6 protein-coding genes are annotated in these 23,435 nt (G+C 63.5%); 5 read left to right on the top strand and 1 reads right to left on the bottom strand.

All coding sequences use genetic code 11. The features are described from left to right. Window positions 1-2: 2 nt before the first annotated feature. The 4 genes from ACZ1JW_RS17520 to cysS all read left to right on the top strand — a co-directional run bounded on the left by ACZ1JW_RS17520 (window position 3) and on the right by cysS (window position 21,575). The gene (locus tag ACZ1JW_RS17520) at window positions 3-770 is read left to right on the top strand and encodes a hypothetical protein (RefSeq protein ID WP_465125477.1); all 768 of its coding nucleotides are present in this window, start codon (window positions 3-5) and stop codon (window positions 768-770) included. A gap of 113 nt (window positions 771-883) precedes the next feature. After that, window positions 884-2,776 (top strand): ShlB/FhaC/HecB family hemolysin secretion/activation protein, encoded by a 1,893-nt coding sequence (locus tag ACZ1JW_RS17515; protein ID WP_465141501.1) that lies wholly within the window; start codon window positions 884-886, stop codon window positions 2,774-2,776. After that, window positions 2,776-20,055, top strand: a complete 17,280-nt coding sequence (locus tag ACZ1JW_RS17510) for a hypothetical protein (protein ID WP_465141500.1) — start codon at window positions 2,776-2,778, stop codon at window positions 20,053-20,055. Before ACZ1JW_RS17515 ends, ACZ1JW_RS17510 begins: the two co-directional genes overlap by 1 nt. A 38-nt stretch (window positions 20,056-20,093) precedes the next feature. Beyond that, window positions 20,094-21,575, top strand: coding sequence for a cysteine--tRNA ligase (cysS, locus tag ACZ1JW_RS17505; RefSeq protein WP_465141499.1), 1,482 nt, complete (start codon window positions 20,094-20,096; stop codon window positions 21,573-21,575). On the opposite strand, the gene ACZ1JW_RS17500 is transcribed toward cysS, so the two are convergent. Further along, on the bottom strand, window positions 21,572-22,207 hold the full coding sequence (locus tag ACZ1JW_RS17500) for a TonB-dependent receptor (protein WP_465141498.1): 636 nt from the start codon (window positions 22,205-22,207) through the stop codon (window positions 21,572-21,574). The two genes, cysS and ACZ1JW_RS17500, sit on opposite strands and share 4 nt — an antisense overlap. Before the next feature lie 134 nt (window positions 22,208-22,341). On the opposite strand from ACZ1JW_RS17500, the gene ACZ1JW_RS17495 reads away from it, so the two are divergent. After that, the gene (locus tag ACZ1JW_RS17495; RefSeq protein WP_465141497.1) at window positions 22,342-23,280 is read left to right on the top strand and encodes a D-2-hydroxyacid dehydrogenase; all 939 of its coding nucleotides are present in this window, start codon (window positions 22,342-22,344) and stop codon (window positions 23,278-23,280) included. Window positions 23,281-23,435: the final 155 nt, after the last annotated feature.

Below are 23,435 nucleotides of genomic sequence, written 5' to 3'. Positions count from 1 at the left end.
CAATGCGTCGCAAGGGATTGGGTGTCATCGGAATTCTGGGTGCGGTCGCCACGCTCGGAATGTCTGTGGAAGCGGCCGCGCAGGCTGTGGTCGTGCGATCGACCGGGCCTTCGGCTGTGGCCTACCCGAAGGGCAAGCGACTCCCCGCCAATGCCTCGGTCGTGCTCAAGGACGGGGACGTTGTGACCGTGCTCGACAAGGCGGGGACGCGAGTGCTGAAAGGCGCGGGATCGTTCACGCTCGATAACGCGGTTAACCGGGATCGCAGCGCGGCGGCGTTGCTAGCCCGTTCGCTCAGCAATCCGGCATCGGTGCGGGCAGGGGCAGTGCGCGGTGCGGGCGACACCTCGGGCGAGCATGTCCTGCCGGTCAGCATCTGGCTTGCCGATACGACCGAAGGCGGAAATGTCTGCGTACCGCGTGGCAGCGATCTCTATTTGTGGCGGGCAGACGGCAAGGCGCGCAGCTTCACCTGGCTGACGGAGAGCGCCGGTGGCGAGATGGTTCGCATGCAGTGGCCGCCGAGGACTGTCGGCATTGCCTGGCCGAAGACCATGCTGGCGCCGCAAGAGGGCCGGACTTACCGCATTTACGACGAGACCGCGCCCGACAAGGCGGCGGAATTCCGTATCGTGATGCTCGAGCCGGAGGCCGTTCCGGCGGACGCCGCATCGCTGGGTACCATGCTGCTCGACAATGGGTGCAAGGCGCAGTTCGATTGGCTCGCGGCAACCCTTGCAGAACCGGAAATACTGGAGCAACATCCCTAGGGGAAGTACCTAGACTGGGTTTGATCTGTCAGGTAAATCCGTAACCATAACAAGGTCTTGGTAGGCCACTAAAGTTAGCCGCCACGGGTCGCACCTGTGGAGATTCGACTGCGATGGCCGATAATGTTGCCGCCATGCCCCGCGCCGGGGCGGCATTACCTGTTTCACTGCGGGACAATCCGCTTATCGCGCGACGTTCGCTTGCACGCGGCACGGCCCTGCGGGCTGCGGCATTGGCGTCGGCGCTTGCTCTAGGCCTGTTCAGTTCCATCGCTTCCGCGCAGACTGTTCCACCCCCTTCGATCCAGCCGCCAACGCGCGAGGAGATTCAGCGTGGCGTTGCCGAAGGTACATTGAACCGCGGTGGCCCGGTAGACGTCGATGCATCCGAAGTCGAGCGAGCACCATGTCCCCTCGCAGCGCCCGACTTCGCCGGAATCCGGCTGAAGCTGTCCTCGGTCACCTTTTCGGGCATGCAGGATCTGCCCGGATTCGATCTGACGCAGAGCTACGCCGAGTTTCTCGGCACGGAGCAGCCTGTCTCGGTCATCTGCGAAATCCGCGACCGCGCGGCCACGGCCCTGCGCCAAGCGGGCTATCTTGCTGCTGTGCAGGTTCCGCCGCAGAAGATCGACGGCGGAGCGGTGCGACTCGACGTGCTGCTGGCTCATCTCAAGCGGGTGCAGGTCAAGGGCGATCCCGGGCGGTCGGAAAAGGCCTTGCTGCGTTACTTGAACAAACTGACGCAAGAGCTTGTTTTCAATACGCACAAGGCCGAGCGCTACCTCCTGCTGGCAAAGGATGTGCCCGGCCTCGACGTGCGGCTTGCCTTGCGTCCGCTGGAAGGTTCTCCGGGCGAAGTGGTCGGTGAAGTCTCGGTTCGCCGCATCCCAGTCTATGCCGAGATCGGCGTGCAGAACTATGGATCACGCGCGGTTGGCCGGTACAGCGGTCTTGCGCGCGTTCAGCTCAACGGGCTGACCGGGCTTGGCGATTCGACGACAGCCAGCTTCTTCGCCACGACTGACCTGCACGAGCAGAAGGTGCTGCAACTCGGTCACGAAATGCGGCTGGGCGGCGAAGGCTTCAGCTTGCGGGGCGACTTCACTTACGGCTGGACCAATCCGACGGTCATCGATTCCCGAGCCGATTTCCATTCGCGCACGCTCTCTGCTTCGCTTGAAGGAAGTTATCCCGTCGTACGCTCACAGGCCTACAACTTAGCGTTGGCGCTCGGCGGCCAGATCGCCGATCAGGATCTCGATTTCGGCAGCATTCCGCTCGACAGGGATCGTCTGCGGGTGCTCTATGCACGGGCTGACACCAATGGCGTCAGCCGACGCAGCCTGACTGGTCGCGACGGATTCACGCCGTTCGAACCGCACTGGTCATGGGGACTGTCGCTCGAAGCACGTCAGGGCGTCGATGTCTTCGGTGCGACGAAGGGATGTCGCGGGGCATTCGCTCCGACCTGCCGGGGAGCGGGGAAAGTCACGCCGAGCCGGATCGAGGGCACGGCCAAGGGTTTCGTGCTGCGCTCCTCGGGCGTTTTCGACTATCGCCCGATCCGCAAACTGACCTTCAGCCTGCAACCTCGCGCCCAGTATTCGCCGGACAAGCTCCTGTCGTACGAGGAGTTTTCGGGCGGCAACTACACTATCGGGCGCGGTTACGATCCGGGCGCAGTTATCGGTGACAGCGGCGTTGGCGTGCGCGGTGAAGTGCGTGTCGGATCGCTGATTCCGAAGGTAGCAGGTGGCAATGCCTTCCAGCCCTACGCCTTCGTTGACGCGGCATGGGTATGGAACCACGACAGCACGTTCGACGGGCTCGATCCTCAAAAGGTGGTCTCGGTCGGCGGCGGTCTTCGGGCTGCGATCCATGATGCCATACGGCTCGATGCCGGTGTTGCCGTGCCCTTGCACGATCCGCTGGGCCTGAACGTCAAGGGCAAGGCCCGGTTCATGCTCAATCTCTCCTTCCAGCTCCTGCCGTGGAGGCTGTGATGGCCCGTAACGCTTCCGCCATGTCGCTTCGCCGCAAGCCTTCAATCGCACGCCTGCTGGCAGGCATCTCGGGCGGGGCAGCATCGCTGGCGCTGGCATCCATGCCCGCGCCGGCTTTTGCGCAGGCGGTGAACGGGACGCCGACGCCCCAGTTCGGCATTAGTGGCGTGTCGCGCTCGACACCGGGTCTGGATGCGGTCTTCGTGACAAGCAACGAGGCCCTGCTGGACTGGACGGCGAGCGACAGCGGCGGCGTTTTCCTGCCCGAAGGCAACACCCTGCGCTTCATCTACGACGGCAGTTCACCCTATACCGTGCTCAATCGGGTGACGGACACGGCTGTAGGCGGTCCGCTGTCGATAGCCGGGACGGTTGAATCGAGCAGTCTCGGCAAGATCTGGTTCTACAACGCGGGTGGCTGGGTTGTTGGACCGACAGGCGTTTTCAACGTCGGCAGCCTTGTTCTTACGTCTCTGCCGATTACGATCGATCCCGCATCCGATACCGTTTCCCGCCTCTATGGCGACAAGAACGAGATCCGCTTCGGCACCGCGCTGGACCCGAAATCGTCGGTGGCGATCCAGTCGGGCGCGCAGATCAATGCGAGTCTAGCCAATAGCAGCTACGTGGCCGTGGTCGCGCCGCGCGTGGAGCAGGCGGGCACGGTTTCGGTCAACGGTTCGGCCGCCTATGTCGCTGCAGAAGCTGCGACGATGACCATCAACAGCGGGCTGTTCGACATTATCGTCGACAGCGGAAGCGATGACACCGAAGGCGTCGTCCACACCGGTACGACGCAGTGGCCGGCGAACGCCAGTTCCACCGACGCCAATCACCGCATCTATCTTGTCGCCGTGCCGAAGAACCAGGCGATGACGGCGGTTGTGTCCGGGGCGATGGGCTATAAAGGCGCAACGGCGGCAAGCGTAGTCGATGGCTCCATCGTGCTTTCCGCAGGATACAACGTCGCAGGCGGTAGTGTGTCCACCGCCAATGCGGTTGGTGGAAATGCTTCGCTTGCGATCAGCGGACTAACGGTTGGTCAGAAGGGCGCGACATCCGATCTGACAGGCTTTGCCACACGCGATGTGACAATCGACGCGAGCACGACGTCCACCTCGGTGCGGGGCACGGTCAATCTTCAGGCGCGGCGCAATGTTTTGGCGACCATCGGAAACGACAGTTCCATCGTCGTTGACAGCGGGCTGTCGCTTGGCTCGATGAATGGCGCCAAGGCGGGTAACGTGTCCGTGGCCGTTGCAGGCGGCTCATTGAATGTCGGCGGGACGCTGGACCTTTACTCGATCGCGACTGGTGCGGTTCAAACCGATCCCCTGAATGGCGATGCGCTTTTGGCGGGAAGCGTCGGCGAGGATGCGGTCTCCGGTGATGTCGAGCTTACCGTTACGGACGGTAACTTCAATCTTGGCGGTGCTACCCTGTCGAGCATTGCAACTTCGGGCGTCGGCGAGCTTTCCGCGGGCAGCGCAACGTCTGGTTCCGTCTCGATCGACATCGCGCAAACCGATGGCGCCGCTTCGACGTTTGGCGGGTCTCTGGGCAGCGTCGCGCTCTACACCAACGCGGTCAACGGCTCATTCAGTCTGCAGGCCCCCATCGCCGGAGGCAATGCAACCTCGGGCGCAGCGACGCTTGCGGTAAATGGCGGCACCTTTGATTCTAGCGGTATTTCGCTGGGTTCGGACGCAGTAACTTATGCCGGGACCGAGGCGCGCCCGCTCGATGCGACCGCGGGCGCGGTCTCGATCAGCTTCGCGAATGGGAATGGGATATTCTCAACCGGCGGGATCGACGCAGGCAATTATGCCTCCGCGAGCGACGGTGGCGTGGTGACTCTCGGTGACGTCAGTCTGGCGTACGACAACGTGCAAAGCTTTACCTCGGTGTCGGTCGGTCGCATTGACCTGCAGTCCTACGCCTTTGGTAATCTTGCTGCGCCCAACACCGTATCGTTGAGCCTCTCGGGTAACACACGCCTCGATACCAACGAGTCTGCGGTGAGCCTTTTTGCCGAAGGGCGAGATGCTACGGGAACGCAACTTGCCGGCAATGTTGCATTTGTGGGCGATGCCAGCACGCTGATCGCATCGCGGCTGGACATGACGTCGCAAGCCATCGCCAACAACAGCGGCGTTGATGCGGTTGGTGGCAATGTCAGTGCAATCGTGCGCAATAGCGCAGATATCATGCTCATCGAGACAGCTGTGCTGGTATCGAACGGGAGCGGCGGCAATGGGGCGGACGGTGGCTACGGCACAGGTGGCGATGTCTCGTTCAACCTCGCGGATTCCTCATTCTCCGGCAGTCTCGACCTTTTGTCCAACGGCGTCGCAGGGCGGAGGAACGATGCTGCGGGACGTTCGGGCACGGGGCTCGGCGGCACTGTCACTTTCAGCCAGACTGGCAAACCGGCCAGTCTATCAGCGAACACGGTAACGCTTTCCAGCCTCGGACAGGGCGGCAGGCCAAGCATAGTCGCGCGCACGGGCCTCGTTGCCCAAGCAGGTGACGGAGCGGCGGGCGTTGGAGGTGATGTCTCGTTCAGCGTGGCCGAAGGTACGTTCTCGGCATCTTCTCTGACCGTCGGCGCCAATGGCGAGGGCGGAAACGCCGAGAACGTGGCCGGCTTTGCGCCCGGTACTGGCGGAAGCGGCACGGGCGGTACGGCGACGCTTTCGGTCACCGGAGGTCTGCTGACGGTGTCGACTGTCGACGTGACCGCATCAGGCTTCGGCGGGGACGGGGCACAATCCTCCGATACGCTTGGCATAGTCGGTGGCATCGGTGGTGCGGGCAATGGCGGAAGCGCGACAGTGAACCTCACTGGGGGCACGCTGCGCACACAGGGCCTCACGATCGAGGCCAATGGCAACAAGTCGCAGCTGGACGGATCTGCCATCAGCTACTTCGGCAACGGCGGGTACGATTTCCTCTCCACTGGGGCGGCTGGCGATGGCGGTCTCGGGACGGGCGGAAACGCGCTGCTGACCATTGATGGCGGCACCTTGGGCGAGATAGCCTTCTCATCTGCGGGCTTTCCAGTGACGGTCACGGTGAATGCCATCGGCGAGGGCGGCGCGGGCGGATACACCTTCGGAAGCTCGGGCGCGGGTAATCGCTCGGGGGCCGGTGGCAATGGTCAAGGCGGCACAGCCGGCATACGTTTCCTGTCCGGCACGTTCGATGCACAGACGGTCGGGATCGATGCAACAGGCCTCGGTGGCCTCGCCGGCAACGATGCGAACACCACGGGCGAATTCGCCCTGAACGCCGGCAATGGTGGCGATGGAGCTGGGGGCACTTCCACGCTGGAAATCCTCGGCGACCTTAGCTCGGCAACCCTTGCAGGAAACACGCGCAGTTTGGACGTGCGTGCTGACGGCATCGGGCAGTCGGGCGAAAGCTGCCTGATCGGTGGAGAGGGCGGCAGTGGCCTCGGCGGAACGGCGCGTATTCTTGCAAGCGATGGTAACTCCTCGCTTGCGGCTCCGGTTCTTTCGGCGGAAGGGCGTGGCGGGGCCGGTGGAAACTCGACCGACGGCCATGTTGGCGGGGCAGGCGCAAGCGGCACAGGTGGACAGACCCTGATCGCAGTGACCGGCGACGGGACGAAGCTCGGAATCGGCAATGCATCTTTGCGCGTGTCCGGGCTGGGGGGCACGGGCGGACGCGGCGGATTGGGTTCCGATTCTGTCGACGAAGCAGGTGATGGCGGCGCGGGCGGGGCAGGGACCGGCGGCGCGATCAATCTGACCGCATCAGATCTCGGACAGCTGGTCGTTACGGGGACTTCGGGCTCATCGTTCGCTGCCAATGGCATTGGTGGTGCAGGTGGCCTGGGCGGCAACTCCGCATTCAATGGCTGGCGCACTTTGGGTGACGGAGGCGACGGTGGCATCGGCCGCGGCGGTGCATTCGATGCTCTCGCGCAGGGCGGCGGCGTGGTCACGTTCGATGATCTTACGCTCAATACAAACGGACAGGGCGGTGCAGGTGGAGCTTTCGCCAGTCTCGATGTCAGTGGACCATTCGAGCAGTCGGTCGGCGGCGTTGGCGGCGCGGGCTTCGGTGGCTCGGTAAGTCTCCAGGCTGTCGGGCTGGATTCACGCCTTGAAGCGCCGAGCCTCGTTGCAAATGCCAATGGCCGTGGCGGCGCGGGCGTCAACGGCTTTGGCTATGCGGCGGACGGCAGTTCCGCCGATGGCAGCGCTGGGGGCAGCGCTACCGGTGGAAACATTTCTATCCTCGCCGATGCAGGTGGCGCAATCGCGCTCGCCACGGCAGATGGCAATGTTACGCTTTCCGCCAATGGCATGGGCGGCAATGGCGGGCGGGCTTTCACAGCGATAACGGCTGCCACAGGGATCGGTGGCAACGGCGGTAACGGCGGCGACAGCGGCTCCGGCACTGGCGGCGTGATTACGATTGCAGCGATCGACACCGGCAATGCGTCGCTCGGCCTGCTAGGCACCGTCACGCTCTCGGCCAACGGAACGGGCGGCCTTGCAGGTCTTGGCGGCGATGGTGCAAGCTCGACGGCGCCTGTCACGCTCGGTGGCAGCGGGGGGAACAATGGCCTCGCCAATGCCGGCAGCGGCGGAACGGTCACGGTTGGGGCAACCGGAGGCTCTGCAACCTTCGGAACGCTGCTGGCGAACGCCACTGGCGAGACCTTCGACCGTCCCTTTGCCGGGGCTGGCGGCAGCGGAACCCGTGGGCTCGGGCTTCCGGGCAGTTCGGCCTTCGTCACGCCCTCGGGCGGACAAGTATCATTCACTTCTGCCAATGGCAGCTCCGCCAGCCCCGGCTCGCTCGTCGCGGGCGCGACCAGTGTCGATGTCACCTCCCGGCGGACGTTCCCGGCCTCGTCGGGGGCGTTCATCAACGAACTCGGCGGGACCATCTCGCTCACTTCGTCGAGCACGGCAGTTGCCGATGCCATGCGGTTCGAAAGCTTCAGCGGCGATGCCTCGGGTTCCTTCGCTGGATTTTCCGACCCCGCGATCTCGCTGACTGCCCTTTCGGGGCCCATTGCATTCGATACCGACCTGACGCTCTTTGCTGCCGGTTCGATCTCGCTGTCGGTAGCCGATGGACTGACGATCGTTGCGGGCGGCAATGCGCGTTTCGTAAGCGATACGGCAATCGACATCGCGGCCGCTGGAAACGGGCAATTCTCTGGAAACGCGATCCTGCTGGAATCTCGCGGCAGCATTGGCATCGCCGTAAACGGCTGCGCAACGGCAACCTGCCGTCCCATTGAAGCCACTACCAGCCTGGTGGCCGACGCATCGGGCGACTTCACCATATCCGGGCCTGCCATCGTGGCTGGCTTGGGATCGCTTGACGTCTATGCTTTCGGAAATGTGACCGGCGATGCGGCCAGCGGATACTTTTCGGGGGGCAGCCTTCGGGTGCGGGCGGGACAGGATGCAACGATCCGCAATGCAACCGGTGCCAGTCTGGATCTCGAAGCAGGCGCAATTCCGGACGGGACCACGCTCTATTACGATGGCCTCCTGACGCTCGGCGAGGCGAGCGGTGGCGGCGTGTTCGACGCGACAGGCAACATCGTGTTTGCCAGCGGCGGCGGAATTGCCGTTACGGATGGCAACAGCTTCAGCGCTGGCACGGGCATCGACGTGCGCTCGGGCAACGACATCGTGGTCGGCCAGAACAATGATTTCGTGGCGAACACGTCGGCTGCGGTTCCCGGGCTTCCGGTCACGTTCGCGGCCGGCGGACTTACGCTGCAGTACACGCTGGCTGCCGAAGACATCGCGACCCTTTCGTTCGGCCAAGGTACCACCGTGGCATCTGGGACCGGTGCGATCGCACTTTCCGGCGCGGCGATCGATGCGCGGCTGGCGAGCTTCACTGGTGCGAGCTTCCGGGCGGACGTATTGCAATCGCTCGGTCTGGCTTCATCCCGCCGCAATGATGGCGGGCGCCTCGATCCCGATTGCCTCGAGGGCGCGATCTGCATCGGTAATGTCGATGTCACGGGCGCGGTTCGCATCGGCAACACAGATACGGTTCCTCTGGACATCCGCGCTGTCGGCCGGATCGCGGGATCGGACATCCGGCTTCTCGCTACCGGCGCCGTGACGCTTCAAGGCGAGGGGCGCGTCTCACAGATCGTCTCCACCGGCAACCTGTCGATCCGCTCTGTCCTGAGCGAGATTGCGCTCCTTGGCGGTGCGACGGTCGAGGGCGGAACGGTTCGTCTTGCTGCGGGCACCAACATTTCGGGCACCGGCAATGTCACGGCCAAGGTCGATGACATCGGCCTGTTCGCTGGTGGCGATATCGATGCAGCCTCGCTCACTGCGGCGCGCGAACTGACGACGGATCTTGCCGCTGGCGGCGCAGCCGAAGGCGCGTTTTCCACCACCGGATCACTGCGCGTCGGCTCACTGACCCTAGGCGCAAACGCGAACATAACCACGGGCAAGAGTCTCGAGATCGGTGCACTGAAGCTCGGGGGTCTCAACGGGACGCTCAACGCCGGCACCCTGCTCGATCTCGGTTCGACCACGACTGTGAAGGACTTGTCGCTTACTGCTGGGACCAGCGTTGGCTTCACCTCGCTTGCAGTGGACGGCAACCTCGTCATCTCCGGCCCGTCCGTATCCGGCACGGGCGCGCAAGCTGGTGGCACCCTTTCGATCACCAGCGACGATCTTACGGCAGACCTGCTGCAATCGGCGGGCGACCTGACGCTGACGGTGGCCAACACGGCTGCACTCGGCACGGTCAATTCGACCGGAGGCTCGGTCTTCATCGATCCGGCGTTGCTGACGTTCAACGCGATCACTTCTGCAGGCGGGATCAGTCTGGGCGGTGGCACGATCACGGGCGGCACGCTCGATGCAGGCACAAGCATCGACGTCATCGCGACCGGCGCGCTGACGCTTGCATCGGCCAGTGCGGGTACGACACTGTCGCTCGGTGCGGACAGCCTCCAATCCGGCGCGCTGGACGCCGTCGGCACCCTGTCGCTGACCGTTGGCAATGGAGCGACGCTGACGGGAGCGGCCACCGCCGGTGGCGATCTTTACGCAAGCTTTGGAACACTTGATTTCACGACCCTGGGCGCCACGGGACTGGTCAGTCTCGAGGGCACAGACCTTACGGGCAGCACGATTACCGCGGGTACCAGTCTGACGGCACTGCTGGCGGGCGACTATGCGGTTACCGACGCGCAGAGCGGGACTAGCCTCGCGCTACAGTCCGCAACCGCCACTGGGGGCACTCTGTCGGCCGGTGCAAATCTCGATGCGACGGTGACCGGCCTTGCCGATTTCGGCGATGTTGCAGCGCTGGGTGACCTGACGCTGAGCGCCGGATCGCTGCTTTCGAGTTCGATCACGGCCGGTGGGTCTGCCGATCTCGGCGTGAGCGGGACCGCGACCGTCGGCGCGACCACTGCGGGCACGACTCTGACCTTCGACGCGGGAACCTTGAACGCAGACACGCTCGATGCAGGAACGGTGCTTGGCCTGACCGCTGCGGCCACCGCGACGATCACCGGCACGGCAAAGGCCGGCACCGATGCGTCGGTCAGTGCGGCGAGCCTGGTCGGTGGCTCGTTCACCGCCACGGGCGACCTTGGCATCACCACGACCGGCAACGCCGCCCTCGTCGATGCATCGGCCGGAGGAGCCCTGACCCTAGCGGGCGCGGACGTTTCGTTCACCAGCCTTTCGGGCAAGACGGTTGGCGTTACTGCGGCCAATGTGCTGGGCAACAGCATTGCCCTAACCGATGCCCTGTCGATCAACGCCACAGGCGACATCACACTTGCGCTGATAGGCCCGACGGCGGGGACGGTGGACATCACCGGTGCCTCGCTTTCGCTGGACCTCGTCGACTCCGGCGATCTGGGCGTTACGATCTCGGGAGATGCACTGCTCGGTTCGGTCCTGGGCTCGGGCAAGGTGACCCTGTCGGCTGGCAACCTTCAGATCGACAGCCTCGGCGCTGCGGGCGTGGTCTCGCTCTCGGGCACGACCATCGGCGCAGGCACGATCCTTGCGGACAGCGATCTTGGCATATCTGCCACGGGTAATGTCACGCTGGATCGGGCGGAGGCGGGCGGCACGCTCGGCATCACCGCAGCAGGGCTGAGCGCAAACACGCTGCAATCGGCGGGTGACCTGACTCTGACGGTGACCAACACGGCCGCGCTTGGCACGGTTTCCTCGACAGGCGGTTCGGTGCTCATCGATCCGGCGTTGCTGACGTTCACCGCGGTCACCTCTTCTGGCGACATCACCCTGAGCGGTGGGACAATCACGGGCGGCACGCTCGATGCAGGCGCTGCCATTGATGCGACCGCGACTGGTACGCTGACGCTGACAGCGGCCATTTCGGGCACGACACTTGCCCTCAGCGGCGCGGATGTAAACGCCGGGCTCCTCGATGCCGGAACCGATCTTACGCTGACGGCAAGCAACAGCATCAACATCGGCACAAGTGCCAGCGCGCCCGGGACAGTCACGCTTGCAGCTCCCGACATTACCTTCAAGCTGATTGACGGTGGCAGCGCCATCCTGACCGGTGGAACGGTTACCGGCGGCGATTTCTCCGGAGACACGCTGTCGGTCGACATCACTGGCGCGCTCACTCTCGGCAGTGTTGTCGGCAATCACTTCGACCTGAAGGCGGGCAGCATCCTTGCCAATTCCATTCAGGGCCTGACAAGCGGTCCCGGCTTCGACGTGGCCCTGACGGCAACCGGCGGGATCACGGTCGGGTCGGTTTCGAGCGGAAACGATCTGCGAATCTCGTCCGCCACACTTGATGCGACCACGCTTGATGCGGTGCGCAACATTACCGTCAACACGAGCGGCACAGCCACGATTGGTGGTGCCACTGCCTCGCTGGCCGGGATCACTGCCGGAAATCTCGGGATCGATCTGGTCGATGCCAAGGACGTGACGATTGACGTTATCGGCGACGCAACGCTTGGCAGCATCAACGCTTCGACTGGAACTGTTGCGATTGCAGCGGGCGCGTTGTCGTTCGACACCATCCAGTCGCTGACGACCACCAGCCTTACCGCCGGTTCGATCATCGGGAATATCGTAGGTGCGGGAACCGTGCTGACGGTCCGCTCAACCGGTTCCGTCAATCTTGTGGACGTTACCGCAGGCTCGCTCGATCTTGCTGTGGGTGATCTGCAACTCGGCAATCTCCTGACCAGCGGCATCGCCTCGCTTCGCGCAGATACGACCGCGAATATCGATACGGCAGACGTCGGCAGCCTCGATTACCGCGCGGCGTCGGCCAGCTTCGGGACCATCGACACAACGGGTGCCGCATCGATCATCGGCGGCACGGTTTCGGGCAACGCGATCAACGCTGGCACCCTGCTGTCGATAACGGCGACGGACCTTGATGCCGTGACGCTTGCTGCCAACGGCAACGTTGCGCTCGCGGTTACCAACTCGGCAGTGCTCGGCACGGTGACGTCGACCGGCGGCTCGGTCACCATCGATCCGGCAACGCTGACTTTCGATGCAGTGACGGCTTCCGGCGATGTCACGCTGAGCGGTGGCACGATTACGGGCGGTACGCTTGATGCTGGCGCAAGCCTGGGCGTCACTGCGACAGGCGCACTGACTCTCACATCCGCCCGGTCCGGGACTACGCTTTCGCTCACCGCGGACAGCCTGCAAGCTGGCGGCCTCGATGCGGGCACAGACCTTACGCTTGCGACGGTGGGAAGCCTAAGTCTTACCGACATCGCCAACGCTGGCGGTGCGGTTCGTGCGACCTTCTCGACCTTAGATCTCATCGGACTCAATGCCGGTGGCTTGCTCGATCTTGCCGGGACAGATCTGGTCGGAACCAACCTTGGCGGCACGATCATCTCGGTGGGCGGGGATGCCAATATCGCTCTGACCGGCCGCTTTGCCGTTACCGGACTGTCCGTCAACGGCAACCTCCTGCTGGGTGCGAAAACCGTCAGTGGCGCTGCGATCGACGTGATCGGCGATGCGGATGTGACCGTGGTTGGGTTGTCGTCGCTATCAGCATACTTTGCCGGTGGCACTCTTTCTCTGGAGGCAGACGAACTTTCCGCGCTGTCGCTGAGCGGCCGAAATGTCGATGCGCGCATCGCGGGCGCTGCAACGTTGAACAGCGGCGATGCTGGCTTCAACTTCGCGCTATCTGCAGGTTCGCTTGATGCCCGGACGCTTCGTGCTGGCGGAGACATTTCGCTGATCACGACCGGGGCAACCAGCATTGCTGGTGATACCAATGCAGGCGGCAATATCTCCATTGCATCTGCCGATCTCGACGTCTTCTCCCTTGCCGCTGACGGTTCAATCGACCTGAACGTGGTCAACGACGCGGCGGTCGAGTTCGCGGTTGCCGGACAACTTCTGAACGTCACGGCGGGTGCACTGTTGCTCAACAGCCTGTCGGGCGCAGATATTCAGATTGATGCAGGTTCGATTGGCGGACGCGGCGGGTTGAGCGCCGTAAACTCTCTGAATGTAACCTCGACGGGGCTGGTCGATCTCGGTCTTGCTTTGGCTGGCGGCTCGCTTGCCATCACTTCGCGCGGCCTCGCCGCGTCGACCATTCAATCACGTGGTGGCAACGTCAGCCTTTCGATCACCGGTGTTGCCAACCTCGGAGACGTATCTGCTCTTGCCGGAGACGTGGCTGCAACGGCGGGCCGTCTGAACTTCGGGTCCGCCATTGCCTCTGGCCAGGTGCAGCTCGGCGGCGTCGTGATTGACGGCGGTATCGTTAATGCCGGGACGTCAGCCGTGGTAAGCGCGACGAATTCTCTGGCTCTTGCCACAGTGACTGCCGGAACCAGCGTTGATCTGAATGGTGGCGACATCAATGTAAACGCCGTGAATGCGGGCACCTTTGCCGATTACGCCGGTCGTGACGTTCGTGTCGGGACCACGGACGCTGGAACGACGGCCCTCGTCGTTGCGCGAAACTTCGCTTTCGACACTCTCGCGGCGACTGACAGTGTCGGCATCCGCACATCCGTCAGCCTTGTCGGCGGCTCCATCGATGCGGGGACGACGCTCAACATCGATGCAGGAAGTTCCGTAACGCTCGATGCGGCGCGAGCGGGTGGCGCGATCCGCGCGAAGTTCGCAACGCTCGGCTTCAATCTGCTAGATTCCGGTGGGCTGCTGGATCTTGCCGGAACCGATCTTGCCGGGACCAGCATCGTTACCGGCGGCGGGGCGAACATTGCATTGACCGGCAACTATGCCGTCGGTTCGATCGCTGGCAGCGGCGATCTGACGTTGGGGGCGCAGGGTGCCAGCAGCAGCGTCATCGACATGGGGGGCAATGTAGCGCTGACCATCGTCGATACAGCGTCCCTGGGTGCCGTGACGTCGAGGAGCGGCGCCGTGAGCATCGATCCGGCGCTGCTTACGTTCGACGCGATTGCAGCCGCAGGCGACATCACGCTCAATGGCGGCACGATCACGGGCGGAACGCTTGATGCAGGCGCTGCAATCGGCGTCACGGCAAGCGGCACTCTGACCCTCGCGTCTGCAAAGGCGGGCACCAACCTGACGCTCGGTGCGGACAGTCTCCAGTCCGGCGCGCTCGATGCCACTGGCAACATCACCCTGAACATCGCCAACAGCGCTGCGCTGAACGATGTTGCCACTGCGGGCGGTGACTTCTCGAGCACGTCCGGTTCGCTCGACTTCACGACCATTAATGCCGGGGCTGCTGCGATCTTCGGCGGCGGTTCCATCAACGGGGCGCTGGTCGATGCCAAGGGGGCCATTTCGGCATCGCTGGCAGGCAGCGCCACGCTCGGCACAGCCAGAAGCGGGACGACTCTCGGGATCGGCGCAGTTTCGATCTCGGCCGATACCCTGACCGCCGGGACCGACCTTTCGCTCTTTGCCGACACTTCGATTGCGCTTGGTGCAGCCACGGCGGGCGCAGACGCGTCGCTCAATGCTACCTCGGTCCAGTTCGACAGCCTTGCCAGCACCGGCCTTGCCGCAATTGTGGGCGGGACCGTCTCTGGCAGCATCCTGACCGGTTCCGGCGGGATCGACATCGGCGTCACGGGTGCCGTCACGCTGGGCAGCGCCACATCCGGCGCTGGGTTGTCCATCGACGCCGCAAGCCTTGCGGCGACCTCGCTCGTGGCAGCTGGAGATGCGCGCCTGACTGCGACCGGCAATCTCGACCTCGGCACCACGCAAGCCGGTGGCAGCCTCTACGCTCAGGGGTTCGACCTCTCGTTCCTGTCGCTCACCGGTCAGACCGTGGAGCTTGCCGGGCGGGCGATCACGGGTGGTACGATCAATGCGCGTTCCACGCTGCTGGTGCAGGCAGACGGAGCAGTCAGGCTCGACCGGGCACAGGCGGGAAGCACTGCGGAATTCTACGTCGGCAGCCTCGACTTGCCGGAGCTAGTTTCGGGCGATCTTGCACTCGGCGTAGGTGGAGCGGCAAAGCTCGGCACGGTCGACGCTTCCGGACTTACCAGCATCGGGGCCGCATCGCTCGAATTCGCTTCGATCAATGCCGGCGGACCCACCACTATCTCTGCGGGCAGCATCACCGGTGGTTCGGTCTTCAGCCGGTTCGGCCTATCGATGACCTCCGACGGAGCCATCGCGATATCCACGTCCCGGGCTTTCGGGCCGCTCAGCGTGAACGGCGCAAGCGTGACTGCCGACAGCCTGTCGAGTGATGACAGCCTCGCCGTCAAGGCGACCGGTGACGTTACGGTCGGAGCGCTCTACGGTGCGTTCGGCGCATCCGTGAACGGGGCGAAGATCACCTTCTCTACGATCAGCAGCGATGCCGCAGTTGGCATAACCGGAACATCGGTAAATGGCGGTCGGATAGATACGGCGGGCTCTGTCGGTGTCTCTGCAACCGGCAACGTTGTGCTGACCGCAGTCGACGCGGGCTTTGACGTCGAGATCTCGGCGAATGCGCTCGATCTTCCGTCATTGCAGGCTGGACGCAATGTGCGGCTTGCCATCACCGATGTCGCCAAGCTTGGCACAGTGACCTCGACCGGGGGCTCGGTCACGATCGATCCCGCCCTTTTGACATTCGATGCGATCACTTCGGCCGGTGCCATAAACCTTTCGGGAGGCACGATCACCGGCGGTACGCTTGACGCGGGCACAAGCATCGATGTCAACGCGACTGGCAATCTGACACTTGACACCGCCGATGCCGGAACCACGATCTCGCTGATCGGGGCCAACGTCCAGGCAGGCTCACTGCGTTCCGGCGCGGGCACTTCCATCTCCGCGCAGGACCTTGTCAGCATCGCCAACGCGATCAATTCCGGCGGGAATGTATCGATCACCGCTGCCCGGTTCTCGACTCCGCTTCTCCAGTCCAACAGCGGTAACGTCACGCTATCGATCAGCGGTCGGGCGGATCTGACCAACATCGCAGCGACTGGCGGCGACCTTACCGTCAACGCAGGAACGCTCCGCTTCGCCTCGGCAAGTGCGCTCGGGGCGGTCCGCCTGGGCGGTGCGGACATTGCGGGGACAACCGTAACCTCAGGCACGTCCACCCGTATAAGCGCCTCCGCTGTCGCGAACGTCGGTACCGTGACCGCCGGATCGAGCGCTACGATGAACGGACTGGACCTGACCGTGGCCAAGGTGACTGCCGGGACGTTCACCGATTATGACGGCAGGTCCATCAACGTTGGCGAGACGACGGCCGGAACCACTGCTTTCGTCGATGCGCGCGATTTCACCTTCGACAAGCTTGCTGCAGGCGAGAGCGTCGAGATCCTCACCTCCGGCAATGCTACAGGTGGAAGCATCGACGCCGGCACGACGCTCAAGATCTCTGCACGCGGCAACGCAAAGTTCGACGATGCCAAGGCTGGCGGTGCAATCACGATCGGGGCCGCAAACCTCAATGCTTTGACCATCACCGGCGATGCGGGACTGTCGCTCGTCGTGACCAATGCGATTGACCTCGATACCGTGAAGGTCCTGGGATCGTTTGATCTTTCCGGCGCTTCGCTCAACCTTGGTTCCAGCAGCTCGGGCCTCGACAGCACCTTCTCGCTCACCGGCAATGCCACGATTGGCAGTGTGGCAGCGGGCCTTGCCAGCACAGGCCAGAACCTCGTCCAGGTTGTGGTCCAGGCGCTCGCGAATTCCTACACCGGCGGCACTATGGTGCCCGTGTTCGACGTGGTGCAAGGGCAAACCATATCGCTTTCGTCCTCTACCAACGACTTGTGGAGCGCCGGTGCACTGCCCAGGGTCTCGGACGGCGACGGTCTTGTCGTCTTCCGCCTCGCCACGGCGCAGGACGATTCCGGGTTCCAGCCCGGCACGCAGATCGGCGCGGCCTTCGGCAACCTGACAATCGGCAATTTCAGCGCGCCGTTCGGAGCACTGGTCGGGCAGATCGGCAATGAGACCGTGCTGCTTGGCGCGAACGGGACAGTGACGGCCCCGGCGACCGGAACGCTGTCGGTGGGCTATTGGGACTCGAACGCGGGGGACAACTCCGGGAGCATTGCTTTCACATTCGGCACTGGCAGCGGTGGCAGTGGCGTATCGAATCCAGCGAACGTCAGCGTTACGACCGGCGGCAATCTGACGGTCGGCTCGGCCACGGCCAGCAGCGCCATCACGCTCGATGCCGCAGGCGCTCTCAAGCTCGACAGTGCCGACGCCGGAACCGCGATGTCGTTGACGGGCAACACGATCGATGCGGGGACGCTCAAGGCCGGAACCGACATCACGCTTGCCAGCACCGGCACAAGCGCGTTCTTCAATGCAACCGCAGGCGGATCGTTCTCGGCAGAAGTCGGTGCGCTCGACTTCACACTGATCGACGCTGGCAGCGCCGTGGATATCCGCTCGCTCACCGGTACGCGCGGCGGAGATATCATGTCCGGTGCCAGCATCACGATCGATGAAGACGGGGCGATCACGCTGGGCAATGCCACGGCGACCGGAACGATCGACCTCGCGGCTGGTGACTCTGTGTCCTATGGAAAGCTTGATGGCGGTTCCGTCGCCGTCAACGCTGCATCCGCAAGCGGCGGCGCAATCACGGCCCGTACCGGGAGTCTGGTGCTAACCACTTCTGGCGATCTCAGGACGGGCGCACTCGATGCGCGCGGATCGATAGCCCTGTCTGCCCGCGATACTACGCTGGCGAGCGCCCGGTCTGATGGCGACATCAGCGCAGAGGTGCGCTCGTTCGCAAGCCCGAGCATCAGTGCCGCGGGCAACTTCAGCGTCAATGGCACGGGGACAGTGGAAGTGGGAACGGCAAGCGCCGGAGCCGCGCTGAGCGTGACCAGCCAGACGCTGACCTTCAACCGAATGACATCGGGCAATTCGCTCAACATTGCTGCTTCTGGCGACATAACCGGCAGCGATCTTGTTGCCAGCGGACAGATGCGCATCAATTCTGGCAATGGCAATTTCACCTACGGCACGCTCGATGGTGGAGACATTGCCATCGTCGGTGGGTCGGTCGTCGGCGGCGCACTTCAGGCGCGGACGGGCGCCGTGAATATCGCGGTCGCCCGAAGTGCTGCAGTAGGGGCCTTCACGGCTGCCGGAAACGTCGGCATCGATGCTGGAACGCTAACCTTCACCACAATCAACGCTGGCGGCAGTTTTGGCACGACCAACGGCACCATGACCGGCACGTCGATCAGCGCTGGGCAGGACATCTCGATCTCCAGCCAGGGCGATGTCTCGCTCGCGGGTCTCTCGGGGGGCGTTGCCGTGGTTCGTTCGAACGGTGTGGTCAACATCACCGGCATCGAGCTTTCTGGGCCCATCAGCGTCAGCGCAGATGCAGTGGGCCTGGATGCCACCGGCAATCTCGCAATCCGCCGGATCTTTGCCGACAAGGGCAACGTCGATGTCACCGCTGGAGGCTCGATCGATGCAGATACGATCTTTGCTCTGGGCGACATAGACCTTCTTGCGCGGGATGGCGATGTAACGATCAGCCACCTTTCCGCTGGCTATTCGGACGTGTTCAGCGATACGGTCAGACCGCAGGGTCAGGTCTCCGGTGCCGTCGGACAGGGCAACATCGACATCGTGGCGAGCGACAACATCGTGATCAACGACGTTGCCGATGCCGCAAAGCTGTTCACGATGACGGCGGGCGATACCATTCGCCTCAACGGCCTTGCGACAGGGGCGCAGATGGACCTGTCCTCGGCAGACCTCGCCATCGGGGCTAGCGGCCGCCTTGGAGAGACCGCTCACACTTCGGCCATTACCCTGCGCAATACCGGGCAGGGGGTCACGCGACTGGGTGACAACATCCCCTCGACGGCAAGCGGTTATGCGATCTCGCAGGCCGAGTTCGACCGCATCCGCTCGCGTGGTGACCTCACGATCCGTGGAACGAGGCCCATGCTGGTTGGCGACCTCGCCGTCGTTGCACAGGCCGGGACGGTGCAGGGGCAGATCGGCGAGACCGGAACCCTGTCGCTGCGGTCCACCGGGTTGATCTCGTTCCTCGGTGCGCTCTCGATGAGCAATGCCGCAGGCAACACGCTGTCAGTCATCAGCAGTGCCGACGGGATATTCCTTGATGCGCAGACTGGCTCGATCCGGCTGCTCGAAGGTGAAACACGAGGCGGTTCGCTGCTCCTTTCGGGCAGCGGGATTGCGATGGTCACCCGCATGGCCCTTGAGGACATTGCGCAACTGACCGACACCGCACACATCACCGATCGTCTCGGTTTGAACGATGGTGTCACCGATGGTCGGACTCTGGTGGAAGCAGATGCGATCACCCTGCGGTCGGATGAACAGGTCTATATCCAGAACACCTCGCTCGGCACGCGGCTTGATGACCGGCGCGGATTGGTGGCCAACAACCTCAAGATCGGTTCGCGTGAGGGCGGTGTGCTCGACATCGTGATCAACGGCATCGTCAATGGTCAGACCGGCGTCGACGCCATCGAACAGATCACCTTCGAAGAAGCCTTCACCGATCTGTCCTCGGTCAACGGCTGCGTGATCCTGAACGCGAATACCTGCAACAAGTTGCCATTCGAGATCATCGAACTGCGTGATTTCATCGAGGAAGTGCTGAAGAACGATCCTGCCGACAGTGCGCTGCAGGTGACAGACAGCTTCACCAAGACCACGCTGATCCAGCTCAACCAGATCGCGCCAGCCGGGTTCGAGCCACTGATCGACGAGCCGGTAACCGGCACCGGCAACGACGATCTGCTCGGTGAAGGTAAGCCGGAGGGCGAGTGACTTGACCTGATGGGCGCGGGCGGGGCAAGGGCTGATCCATGTCAGCCCATGGTCCCGCCCCGTTCGTGCCTTCCGCACCGCTCAAGCTGTTCAACAGTCTGACGCGCCAATTGGAAGTGTTCCAGCCCGTCCACGCAGGCGAGGCGCGCGTCTATTCCTGCGGTCCGACTGTCTACAACTATCCCCACATCGGCAACATGCGCGCCTATGTCTTTGCTGACATTCTGGGGCGTACACTGTCATTCAAGGGGCTGAAACTTACCCACGTCATCAACATCACCGACGTCGGCCACCTGACCGACGATGCCGATGATGGCGAAGACAAGATGGAGAAGATGGCGCGGACTCAGGCCCAGTCCATCTGGGACATCGCGCAGCACTATACCCAGGCTTATTGGGAGGACGTGAAGGCACTCAACATCCGCCAGCCCGCGCGCTGGACGATCGCCACCGAATACGTGCCCCAGATGATCGCTTTTGCGCAGAAGATCGCCGACAAGCACTGCTACGAACTCGACAGCGGTCTCTACTTCGACGTCTCGACGGTGGCGGACTACGGGCGTTTGGCGCGCGCCCAGACCGAGGATGGCGAGGGGCGCATCGAGGCAGTGGAAGGCAAGCGCAACGCGGCCGACTTCGCGATCTGGCGCAAGACACCGCCCGGCGAGAAGCGGCAGATGGAGTGGGATTCGCCGTGGGGGAAGGGCGCTCCGGGCTGGCATCTCGAATGCTCGGTGATGTCGGGTGAAGTGCTCGGCTTCCCCTTCGACATTCACACCGGTGGGATCGACCACCGCGAGATCCACCACCCCAACGAGATCGCGCAGAACCAGGCGTTCTGCTGCACAAACGGTCTGGACCTGCCCGCCAACTCCGGCGCGCGGGTGTGGATGCACAACAACTTTCTGGTCGAGCGCTCGGGCAAGATGAGCAAGTCGAGCGGAGAGTTCCTGCGGCTGCAGCTTCTGATCGACAAAGGTTACCACCCGCTCGCCTACCGCATGATGTGCCTGCAGGCGCATTACCGCAGCGAGCTGGAATTCTCGTGGGAAGGGCTCGCCGCAGCGCTGACCCGCCTGAAGCGCATCTTGATTGCCGTAGGTCAGTTCAAGGAGCGGGCTGGCGAAGGTGAGGCCCAACCCGGCCCGCGCTTCACGCCATTCCTCGAACGCTTCGATGCCGCCGTCTCGGATGATCTCAACACGCCGGTCGCCCTGACCGTATTCGAGGAAGTGCTCACGCTGAAAAAGGTCGATCCGGCGGAAAAACTCGCTGCGCTTGCGTCGATGGACGCCGTCCTTGGCCTCAATTTGCTCGAACTCGACCGCCAGGCCCTGCGCCTCAAGCCCAGCGGCGTCGCGATAGAGGAGGCCGAAATCGAGGCTACCCTGGAAGCCCGCAAGGCAGCCCGCGCCGAAAAGGACTTCGCTCGCTCCGACGCCCTGCGCGACGAACTGGCGACCAAGGGCGTCGAGGTGATGGACGGTGACCCGCTGGGCTGGGAGTGGAAGCTGGGCTAGCGCTTGGGCACCACGACCAGTTTGTAGGGAATATACAGCAGGACTTCCGAAAGGCTCGCCCTGCTCCATTCGACCGGGCGGTTCAGCCCTTCGATCTCCACGCCGTAATCGGGGCCAAGCTTGGCCGCCATGGATCGTGCGTCTGCGGCAATGGCATCGGCCACGGCGCCGCGATACTGATCCGGAGCCACCACCGACAGCGTCAGATCATCGGTCTCGCCGAACTCTGCGCGCCCTACCGGATCCACAGCCTTGATGAAGTCGGCAATCTTCTTCTCCGCGACCACGCCTGATGTCGGTCCGCTCAGCGGCACCTTGATCAGGAAGACCGCGCGCGAAGTGTCCGGCCGTCCGGCCCCGTTGAGAGCAAGAGACCGGTAGTTCTGCAAGGTGAGCGGCTCGACCGTGCGCTGCCCGTAGGCCAGCTGGACGCCATGCTTCGGGGCCAGCCGGATCGCGTTCTCGATCATCTGGTAGACCTCGGCAATACGCTTGCCAGCGTCGCGCGTGTCGCCGGTTATCGAAACTTCCTGAACCGCGAAATCGGCCACCCGCTTGAGCCCTACTGCGGGCACGCGTTCGTCGAACGTGTCGGACTCGCGGCGCATTGCCGTTACGATGACCTCGGACATGCCATCGTCCTGCGCCATGGCGGCCGTCGGGCAAGTCACGCTACCGAGACAAATCGCCAAGAAAATCCGTTTCATCGCTGGAACCCTCTCCGCTAGGTCAATGCGAAACCAAACAGTGAGGGAGAGCCCTGTCAATGACCGTCCTCGTGATGAATGCCATGGCCGCTCCGCTGATCGAGCCGCATCTGCCCGAATGGGTCGAACCGCGCTTCTTCCGCAGCGCTGAAGAACTGTTCGAGCTTGCACCATCGGCTGACATCGGCTGGTTCGACCTTTACCAGCCGAGCGGCATGGACAAGGCGATCCGGCTGGCGACGAAGCTGAAATGGCTGAACTCTGTTTATGCCGGCGTCGATTTCTTTCCCCTCGATGTCCTGCGTGAACGGGGCGTCATTCTCACCAACGGCACCGGCATCAATGCCATCACCATCGCCGAATACGTGGTCATGGGCATGCTCACCGTAGCCAAAGGCTATCGCGAAGTCGTCCGCTCGCAGGACCGCCATGAATGGCTGCTCGACAGCCCCGGCAAGATGGAACTGGCAGGCAGCCGCGCCCTGATCCTTGGCTATGGTGCCATCGGTCGGAAGGTCGAGCGGATGCTGCAGGGATTCGATGTCGACGTGGTCAAAGTCCGTCGCTCCGCAGGCGAGGGCGCGCTTGGACCAGACGAATGGCGCGGCCAGCTCGGCACGTTCGACTGGGTCATCCTCGCCGTTCCTGCCACCCCTGAAACCGAGGGCATGATCGGCAAGGCGGAGATCGCAGCGATGAAGCCGGGCTCCACACTGGTGAACGTCGCGCGAGGCACTGTCGTCGATCAGGACGCGCTGATCGAAGGCCTCAAGGCGGGGCGGCCCGGACACGCCTTCCTTGACGTGGTCACACCAGAACCGCTCCCCGCCGACCATCCTTTGTGGGACGTACCCAACGCGCATGTCACCAGCCATCTGTCCGGCCGCGCACAGACGAAGATGTTCGAACGCTCGGTCACCCGCTTCCTCGAAAACCTCGCCCGTTTCCGTAAGGGCGAGCCCCTCCAACCCCAGGTCGATCTTTCGCTCGGCTACTGAGCGTGAAGGGCGTGACTCCGGCGCGCGGCTTTGATAGCCATGCACCCAAGGGGCAGGTGCGGGGGCCATAACGACACGCACCGGTATCACGTCCCTCGAGGTCGCATCCGAGTTGGGGAGGGGAACGCAGCTTTGGCCGCGTGTTCCCATTGATG

The sequence above is a fragment of the Novosphingobium sp. BL-A-28-Hi1-0D genome, from assembly GCF_055521755.1.
This window is presented reverse-complemented; position numbering and strand designations above follow the sequence as displayed.

Excerpts from the sequence above, each read along its gene's own strand:
- cysS (WP_465141499.1), top strand. The coding sequence starts at position 20,094 with ATGTCAGCCCATGGTCCCGCCCCGTTCGTGCCTTCCGCACCGCTCAAG.
- ACZ1JW_RS17495 (WP_465141497.1), top strand. The coding sequence starts at position 22,342 with ATGACCGTCCTCGTGATGAATGCCATGGCCGCTCCGCTGATCGAGCCG.
- ACZ1JW_RS17500 (WP_465141498.1), bottom strand. The coding sequence starts at position 22,207 with ATGTCCGAGGTCATCGTAACGGCAATGCGCCGCGAGTCCGACACGTTC.
- ACZ1JW_RS17510 (WP_465141500.1), top strand. The coding sequence starts at position 2,776 with ATGGCCCGTAACGCTTCCGCCATGTCGCTTCGCCGCAAGCCTTCAATC.
- ACZ1JW_RS17515 (WP_465141501.1), top strand. The coding sequence starts at position 884 with ATGGCCGATAATGTTGCCGCCATGCCCCGCGCCGGGGCGGCATTACCT.
- ACZ1JW_RS17520 (WP_465125477.1), top strand. The coding sequence starts at position 3 with ATGCGTCGCAAGGGATTGGGTGTCATCGGAATTCTGGGTGCGGTCGCC.